This window comes from Streptomyces sp. MnatMP-M17, assembly GCF_900091995.1.
Lineage (GTDB): Bacteria > Actinomycetota > Actinomycetes > Streptomycetales > Streptomycetaceae > Streptomyces.
In genome coordinates, this window is sequence record NZ_FMDK01000149.1 from 1 (window position 1) to 6,461 (window position 6,461).

At 71.6% G+C, this 6,461-nt stretch carries 7 protein-coding genes and 1 pseudogene; 7 read left to right on the forward strand and 1 reads right to left on the reverse strand.

Annotation, left to right across the window (positions count from 1 at the left end; translation table 11 throughout):
- The first annotated feature begins 59 nt into the window (after positions 1–59).
- Genes GA0115259_RS07750 through GA0115259_RS07760 form a run of 3 tightly spaced genes read left to right on the forward strand, consistent with a single transcriptional unit; the run spans position 60 to position 2,650 of the window.
- A complete protein-coding gene (locus tag GA0115259_RS07750) occupies positions 60–791 on the forward strand; it encodes an NUDIX hydrolase (RefSeq protein ID WP_093592825.1) in 732 nt (243 codons plus the stop codon).
- Complete coding sequence (locus GA0115259_RS07755) at positions 788–1,810, forward strand: ADP-ribosylglycohydrolase family protein (protein ID WP_093592828.1); 1,023 nt, start codon at positions 788–790, stop codon at positions 1,808–1,810. The genes GA0115259_RS07750 and GA0115259_RS07755 overlap by 4 nt, the downstream gene beginning before the upstream one ends.
- Positions 1,811–1,813: 3 nt before the next feature.
- Entirely contained in the window at positions 1,814–2,650 is an 837-nt protein-coding gene (locus GA0115259_RS07760; RefSeq protein ID WP_093592831.1) for a nucleotidyltransferase domain-containing protein, read from the forward strand.
- Here the strand turns inward: GA0115259_RS07760 and GA0115259_RS07765 are convergent.
- Positions 2,570–3,318, reverse strand: a pseudogene (locus GA0115259_RS07765) (DNA polymerase beta superfamily protein). The gene GA0115259_RS07760 and the pseudogene GA0115259_RS07765 sit on opposite strands and share 81 nt — an antisense overlap.
- Before the next feature lie 123 nt (positions 3,319–3,441).
- On the opposite strand from GA0115259_RS07765, the gene aroH reads away from it, so the two are divergent.
- The 4 genes from aroH (at position 3,442) to GA0115259_RS07785 (ending at position 6,397) form a co-directional block, all read left to right on the forward strand.
- Positions 3,442–3,804: a chorismate mutase gene (gene aroH, locus GA0115259_RS07770; protein ID WP_093592834.1), complete on the forward strand. Its 363-nt coding sequence runs from the start codon at positions 3,442–3,444 to the stop codon at positions 3,802–3,804.
- Positions 3,805–3,811: 7 nt separating this feature from the next.
- Complete coding sequence (locus GA0115259_RS07775) at positions 3,812–4,897, forward strand: prephenate dehydrogenase (protein WP_093592837.1); 1,086 nt, start codon at positions 3,812–3,814, stop codon at positions 4,895–4,897.
- Between the two features lie 145 nt (positions 4,898–5,042).
- Positions 5,043–5,756, forward strand: a complete 714-nt coding sequence (cmk, locus tag GA0115259_RS07780; RefSeq protein WP_093592840.1) for a (d)CMP kinase — start codon at positions 5,043–5,045, stop codon at positions 5,754–5,756.
- Positions 5,757–5,809: 53 nt separating this feature from the next.
- Positions 5,810–6,397: a lysophospholipid acyltransferase family protein gene (locus GA0115259_RS07785; protein ID WP_093592843.1), complete on the forward strand. Its 588-nt coding sequence runs from the start codon at positions 5,810–5,812 to the stop codon at positions 6,395–6,397.
- Positions 6,398–6,461: the final 64 nt, after the last annotated feature.

A 6,461-nucleotide genomic window follows, 5' to 3' on the forward strand; every position in this document is an offset into this window, starting at 1 on the left:
GCGCGCGGCGGGCCGGCGCTCCGGCTGGTGCTCCGGCCGGTGGGCGGGCGCGTGCGCGGGTGCCTGAGGACTATGACCCGTCCGCCTTCGAGCCGTTCGCGGTCACCGTCGACCTCGCCGTCTTCACCGTCCGCGAGGGCCGGCTGCATGTCCTGCTCGTCGAGCGCGGCCAGGAGCCCTATCGGGGCGCCTGGGCGCTGCCGGGCGGCTTCGTCCTGCCGAGGGAGTCCGCCGGGCAGGCCGCCCTTCGTGAACTCGCCGAGGAGACCGGCCTGTCGGCGCGGACCGCGGGCACCTTCCATCTGGAGCAGCTCCGGACGTACAGCGATCCGGACCGCGATCCGAGGATGCGCGTCGTCTCCGTGGCGTACGCGGCGCTCGTGCCCGATCTGCCGGAGCCGCGCGGCGGCGGGGACGCGGCCCGCGCCCAGTGGGTGGAGTTCGGCTCCAACGGTCCGCTGGCCTTCGACCATGAGCACATCCTCGCCGACGCCTACGACCGTGTCGGCTCCAAGCTCGAATACACCTGTCTCGCCACGGCCTTCTGCCCGCCCGAGTTCACGCTCGGCGAGCTGCGGCAGGTGTACGAGACCGTCTGGGGCGTGGAGCTCGATCCACCCAACTTCCGGCGCAAGGTGCTCACCACGCCCGGCTTCGTCCAGGCGCTGGAGCGTCCGCCGCGCAGGACGGGCGGCCGGGGAAAACCGGCCGCGCTGTACCGCGCGGGCGCCGCGACCACACTGCATCCACCTCTTCTGCGACCGGATCGACCGGAAGGACGGACCGAATGATCACCGCGAGGACCCTCACCAAACAGGCCGCGACGGGCTCGCTGATCGGGCTGGCGCTCGGTGACGCCCTCGGCTTCCCGACCGAGTTCAACGATGTGCCGTCGATCCTGGCCACGTGCGGACCATGGCGGGAGATGTCCCTGCCGAGGCCCGCGATCGTCACGGACGACACCCAGATGACGCTCGCGTTCGCCCGGGGCATCCGGACGGCGATGGACCGTGGCGTACTCGGTCCGCTGCGGCTGGAGCGGCCGGTGCGGGAGGAGTTCGTGGACTGGTACCACTCACCGGACAACAACCGCGCCCCGGGCCGTACGTGCATGACGGCGTGCCGGCTCCTGGACAGCGACCGGCCCTGGCAGCAGGCCAGCCGGATCGACTCCAAGGGCTGCGGCGCCAATATGCGGGTGGCACCGATCGGGCTCGTACCGGGACTCAGCGACGAACAGCGGGCGGGCGCCGCGCAGTTGCAGTCGGCGCTCACCCATGGCCATCCGACGGCGCTCGCCGCCTCGGACCTCACGGCCCGCGCGGTGTATCTGCTGGCGCAGGGCGGCGAACCGCTGGGACTGGTGGGACAGTTGCGCTCGTACGCGTACGAGAACCGCGAGCGCTACCACCACCGCTGGCTCGGCGACCTCTGGACGCGCTCGCACGATCCGGCGCCCGAGTCCTTCATGGCGCGCGGCTGGGACGAGTGCCTGGCGGCCCTGGAACGAGTCCAGCTCGCCCTGCGTACGCCCTCACCGGAGACCGACCCGTGCCTCGCGACCGGCGACGGCTGGACCGCCGAGGAGGCCCTCGCCACCGCCCTCCTCTGCTTCCTGCTCTTCCCCGCCGACCCGGTCACCGCCCTGCGCCGCGCCGCCTGCACCCGAGGCGACTCGGACTCCATCGCCTGCCTGACAGGCGCCTTCGCCGGCGCCCACCTCGGCGCGGGCGCCTGGCCCAAGGAATGGGCCGAGCGCATCGAGTACCGGAGCGACCTCATGTCACTGGGAGCCCTCTGGGACTCTTGATCCATGCGAACGGACGAAGACACCGCGGACGACAGAACCGCAGACGGAGGAACAGCGCACGGGAGAACCGCCGAAGACCGCCTCCGCGCGGCCGGACTGCCGGTCACCGACCTCGGCCCGGTCCTCGCGGAGGAGAGCGATCCGCTGCTGTTCGTCACCGTCTCCGGAGCGCATCTGTACGGATTCCCGAGCCGGGACTCGGATGTGGATCTGCGCGGTGTCCATCTCCTGCCGGTCGCCGCGCTCACCGGGCTCGACGAGCCGGCCGAGACCCGGTCCTGGATGGCGGACCGGGACGGTACGGAAATGGATCTCGTCACCCACGACCTGCGCAAGTTCGCCCGGCTGATGCTGCGGCACAACGGCTATGTCCTGGAACAGCTTCTCTCGCCGCTGGTCGTGCGCACGAGCGAGACGCACCGGGAGCTGACGGCGCTCGCGCCCGGCGTGCTGACCGGCCACCACGCGCACCACTACGAGGGCTTCGCGCGGACGCAGTGGCGGCTCTTCGAGAAGACCGGTGAGCTCAAGCCTCTGCTCTACACCTTCCGCGCGCTGCTCACGGGTATCCATCTCATGCGCAGCGGTGAGATACAGGCGCATCTGCCCACCCTGCTGGGCGAGGTGGCGGCGCCTGGGTATCTGCCGGAGCTGATCGCGGCGAAGGCCGCGGCCGAGCACGGCCGGGCCGACGGGCCCGGGCCGGAGCGGCTGCGGGCGGATGTGGAGGCGCTGGGCGCGGTCCTGGAGGAGGCGCGGTCAGATACGGCCCTTTCCGACGCGCCCGTCGCTTACGAGGCGTTGCACGAGCTGGTCGTCCGTGTGCGGCTGGAGTGCTGAGGCGCGGCGGGTGCGGATCAGGAAGTCCTCCACACGGGCGAGGTCCGGCTCCGGCGGCAGTGGCGAGCGTGTGGCCGCCTCGTCGGCCTCGTCGGCCAGACGGGCCATCCTGCGCTCCACCTCGGCCCACGGGACCTCGCCGCGCTTGACCGCGAGCAGGCTCTCCCGGTCCGCACCGACGTCGATGGTCAGCGTGCCCGTACGCAGCAGATCCCGGCAGCTCGCGAGCAGCCGCAGCAGATGCAAGCGTGCTTCCAGCGCGGGGCGCCGTGCTGCCGGACGTCCGCCTCCAGCTTTCCGCGCTGGCCCACGGCATACCGTACGAACGTCTCGTGCGCGTGCCGCGACAGGAACGCGTCGCGCAGCGCCAGCAGTTCACGGCCGGTCTCGTCGAGCCGCTCGACGAGCGGGGAGTGCAGACACTCCAGCACATTGGGATTGGTGCGCAGCGCGAGCGAGCAGAAGCGCTCCAGCTCCCAGGAGAACTGCTCGGGCGCCGGGCCCTCCACATGCGTCGGCGGCTTCTCGAAATGCCAGTACAGCCGGGCCGGTGCGGCGAAGACACCTCGCCGGTCGGTATCGCTCTCCTCCGTCGCGAGCCCGAAGGCGCGCGAGCCCATCACACAGGAGTAGACGGTGTGGTTACGGACAAGGGCTTCGGGCGTCATGCGCGAGAGCGTACGGCCGCGGCGTACGGAGGCGGCAGCGCGGGCCGGGCGTTGCCGGGCTGTCTAGGCTGGCCTGAGCGGCCCGGGCATCTGGCGGGCGCGGTACGGAACGAGGAGAACGTCGTGGCGGTACGAGCGGTCCGTGGGGCCGTGCAGTTGGAGCGGGACGAGCCCGGGCATATGGACGACCAGGTCAGGCTGCTGCTCATGGCGATACTGGAGCGCAACGCGCTCACCGCGGACGATCTGATCAGTATCTGGTTCACGGCCACGCCGGATCTGCACAGCGACTTCCCGGCCGCCGCCGCGCGTGGGCTCGGAATGGCCGATGTCCCTCTCCTCTGTGCCCAGGAACTGGACATCGAGGGCGCCCTGCCGCGAGTCGTCCGTATCCTCGCCCATATCGAGTCCGACCTTCCCCGGTCGGAGATCGCGCACGTCTACCTCGGCGCAGCCGCCGCCCTCCGCAAGGACATCGCCCAGTGAGAGCCCTGTGAGAACAGCCGTCGTCATAGGAACCGGTCTGATCGGCACCTCGGCCGCGCTGGCCCTGGCCGGCCGAGGCGTCACCGTCCATCTCAGCGACCACGATCCGTCCCGGGCCCGTACCGCCGCCGCGCTCGGCGCCGGTACGGACGAGGCGCCCGAAGGGCCCGTCGACCTCGCGATCGTCGCCGTACCGCCCGCCCATGTCGCGGCCACGCTCGCCGCGGCCATGCGGGACGGCGTGGCCCGCGGCTATCTCGACGTGGCGAGCGTCAAGGGCGGCCCGCGCCGTGAGCTGGAGGCGCTCGGTCTCGATCTGGCCTCGTACATCGGTACGCATCCGATGTCCGGCAAGGAGCGCTCCGGCCCGCTGGCCGCGACCGCCGATCTCTTCGACGGACGCCCTTGGGTGCTGACGCCGACCACGGACACCGACACCGAGGTGCTCAATCTGGCCCTGGAGCTGGTCGCGCTCTGCCGCGCCGTGCCCGTGGTCATGGACGCCGACGCGCACGACCGGGCGGTCGCCCTGGTCTCGCACACGCCTCAGCTCATCTCGTCCATGGTCGCCGCCCGGCTGGCGGAGGCCGACGAGACGGCCGTACGCCTCTGCGGCCAGGGCATCCGCGATGTCACCCGGATCGCGGCCTCCGATCCCGGGATGTGGGTCGAGATCCTCTCCGCGAATCCCGGTCCCGTCGCCGATGTGCTGGCGGGAGTCGCCGCGGACCTCGGCGAGACGGTCGAGGCGCTGCGCGCGCTCCAGTCCTTTGACGAGGAGAAACGGCGCGGCGGCGCGGCCGGGATCGAGGATGTGCTGCGCCGTGGCAACGCGGGCCGGGTACGGGTGCCGGGCAAGCACGGCGCGGCTCCGGCGGCCTACGAGATCGTGGCGGTGCTGGTCAGCGACCGTCCCGGCGAGCTGGCCCGGATCTTCGCGGACGCCGGGCGCGCGGGCGTCAACGTCGAGGACGTCCGTATCGAGCACGCGACCGGGCAGCAGGCGGGACTGGCCCAGCTCATGGTGGAACCGGCGGCGGCGCCGGTGCTCTCCGCGGCCCTGCGGGAGCGCGGCTGGTCGATCAGGCAGTGAGTCGGCGGTGACGCGGCGGCGTTCCGTACGCCCGCGTCCCGCCGAACGGGTGCATGGGCGGTCCTGAACACTCGGTAACCTTGTGCGGGGGCGTTTGTGCGTCCCCGCACATCCACCCCGAGAACCAGGAAGGTGTCCGCCCCCCGTGGAAAACGGAGCAACCCCCGCCCGGACCGCACCGGCCGCCGTGATCGTCGCCATCGACGGGCCCTCGGGCACGGGCAAGTCGAGCACCTCCAAGGCCGTGGCCGCCCGGCTCGGGCTGAGCTATCTGGACACCGGCGCGCAGTACCGCGCGATGACCTGGTGGATGATCAGCAACGGGATCGATGTCACGGACGCCGTGGCCGTCGCGACCGCCGCGGGCAAGCCCGTCCTGGTCTCGGGCACGGATCCGGCCGGTCCCACGATCACCGTCGACGGTACGGACGCCTCGGCACCGATCCGTACCCAGGACGTCACCGCCAAGGTGAGCGCGGTCAGCGCCGTGTCCGAGGTACGGTCCGTCGTCACCGAGCTCCAGCGGTCCATCGCCGCCGCCGCGGCGAACGGCATCGTGGTCGAGGGCCGTGACATCGGTACGACCGTACTGCCGGACGCCGACGTCAAGATCTTCCTCACCGCGTCCCCGGAGGCCCGTGCCGCCCGTCGCAGCGGCGAGCTGACCGGCAAGGAGGCGACCGATGTCGCCGCCACCAAGGACGCGCTGATCAAGCGGGACACGGCGGACTCCAGCCGTAAGACGTCCCCGCTCGCCAAGGCCGACGACGCGATCGAGGTCGACACCACGGAGCTCACGCTCCAGCAGGTCGTGGAGCGTGTCGTGGCCCTGGTCGAGGAGAAGCGGGCCGCGAAGTGAGCACGGTGTCCGCACAGGGCGCGGAGGTCGGCCGCCGTATCGGCGTCGGACTGATGAACGGGCTCTGGAAGCCACGGGTGCTGGGCGCCTGGCGGGTCCCCGGGAGCGGCCCGGTGATACTGGCCGTCAACCACTCGCACAACATCGACGGTCCGATGGTGATCGGTGTCTCGCCCCGCCCGGTGCACTTCCTGGTCAAGAAGGAGGCGTTCATCGGTCCGCTCGACCCGTTCCTGCGGTCGATCGGCCAGGTGAAGGTGGACCGTGCCGTCGCCGACCGCGGTGCGATCGGTGACGCGCTCGGAGTGCTCGGGGCCGGCGGAGTGCTGGGAATCTTTCCCGAGGGCACCAGAGGCGAGGGAGACTTCGCCTCGCTGCGCGCCGGGCTCGCCTACTTCGCCGTACGGTCGGGAGCGCCGATCGTGCCGGTCGCGGTCCTGGGCAGTACGGAGAGCCGCGGCCGGCTGATACCGGCGCTGCCTCCGCTGCGCAGCCGGGTGGACGTCGTCTTCGGCGACGCCTTCGAGGCGGGCGACAGTGACGGGCGGCGCACCCGAAAGGCGCTGGACGAGGCCACGGTACGGATCCAGGAGCGGCTGACCGCGCATCTGGAGCATGCCAGGCGCCTCACCGGGCGCTAGGCGGTGTTTCAGAAGTCCCGTCTGCCCCGCGGGCGGACGACGCTACTTCTGAAACACGGCCTAG

What these genes read in the sequence shown, in the direction of transcription:
- GA0115259_RS07755 (WP_093592828.1), top strand. Translation starts at nt 788, where the DNA reads ATGATCACCGCGAGGACCCTCACCAAACAGGCCGCGACGGGCTCGCTG.
- GA0115259_RS07760 (WP_093592831.1), top strand. Translation starts at nt 1,814, where the DNA reads ATGCGAACGGACGAAGACACCGCGGACGACAGAACCGCAGACGGAGGA.
- GA0115259_RS07785 (WP_093592843.1), top strand. Translation starts at nt 5,810, where the DNA reads ATGAACGGGCTCTGGAAGCCACGGGTGCTGGGCGCCTGGCGGGTCCCC.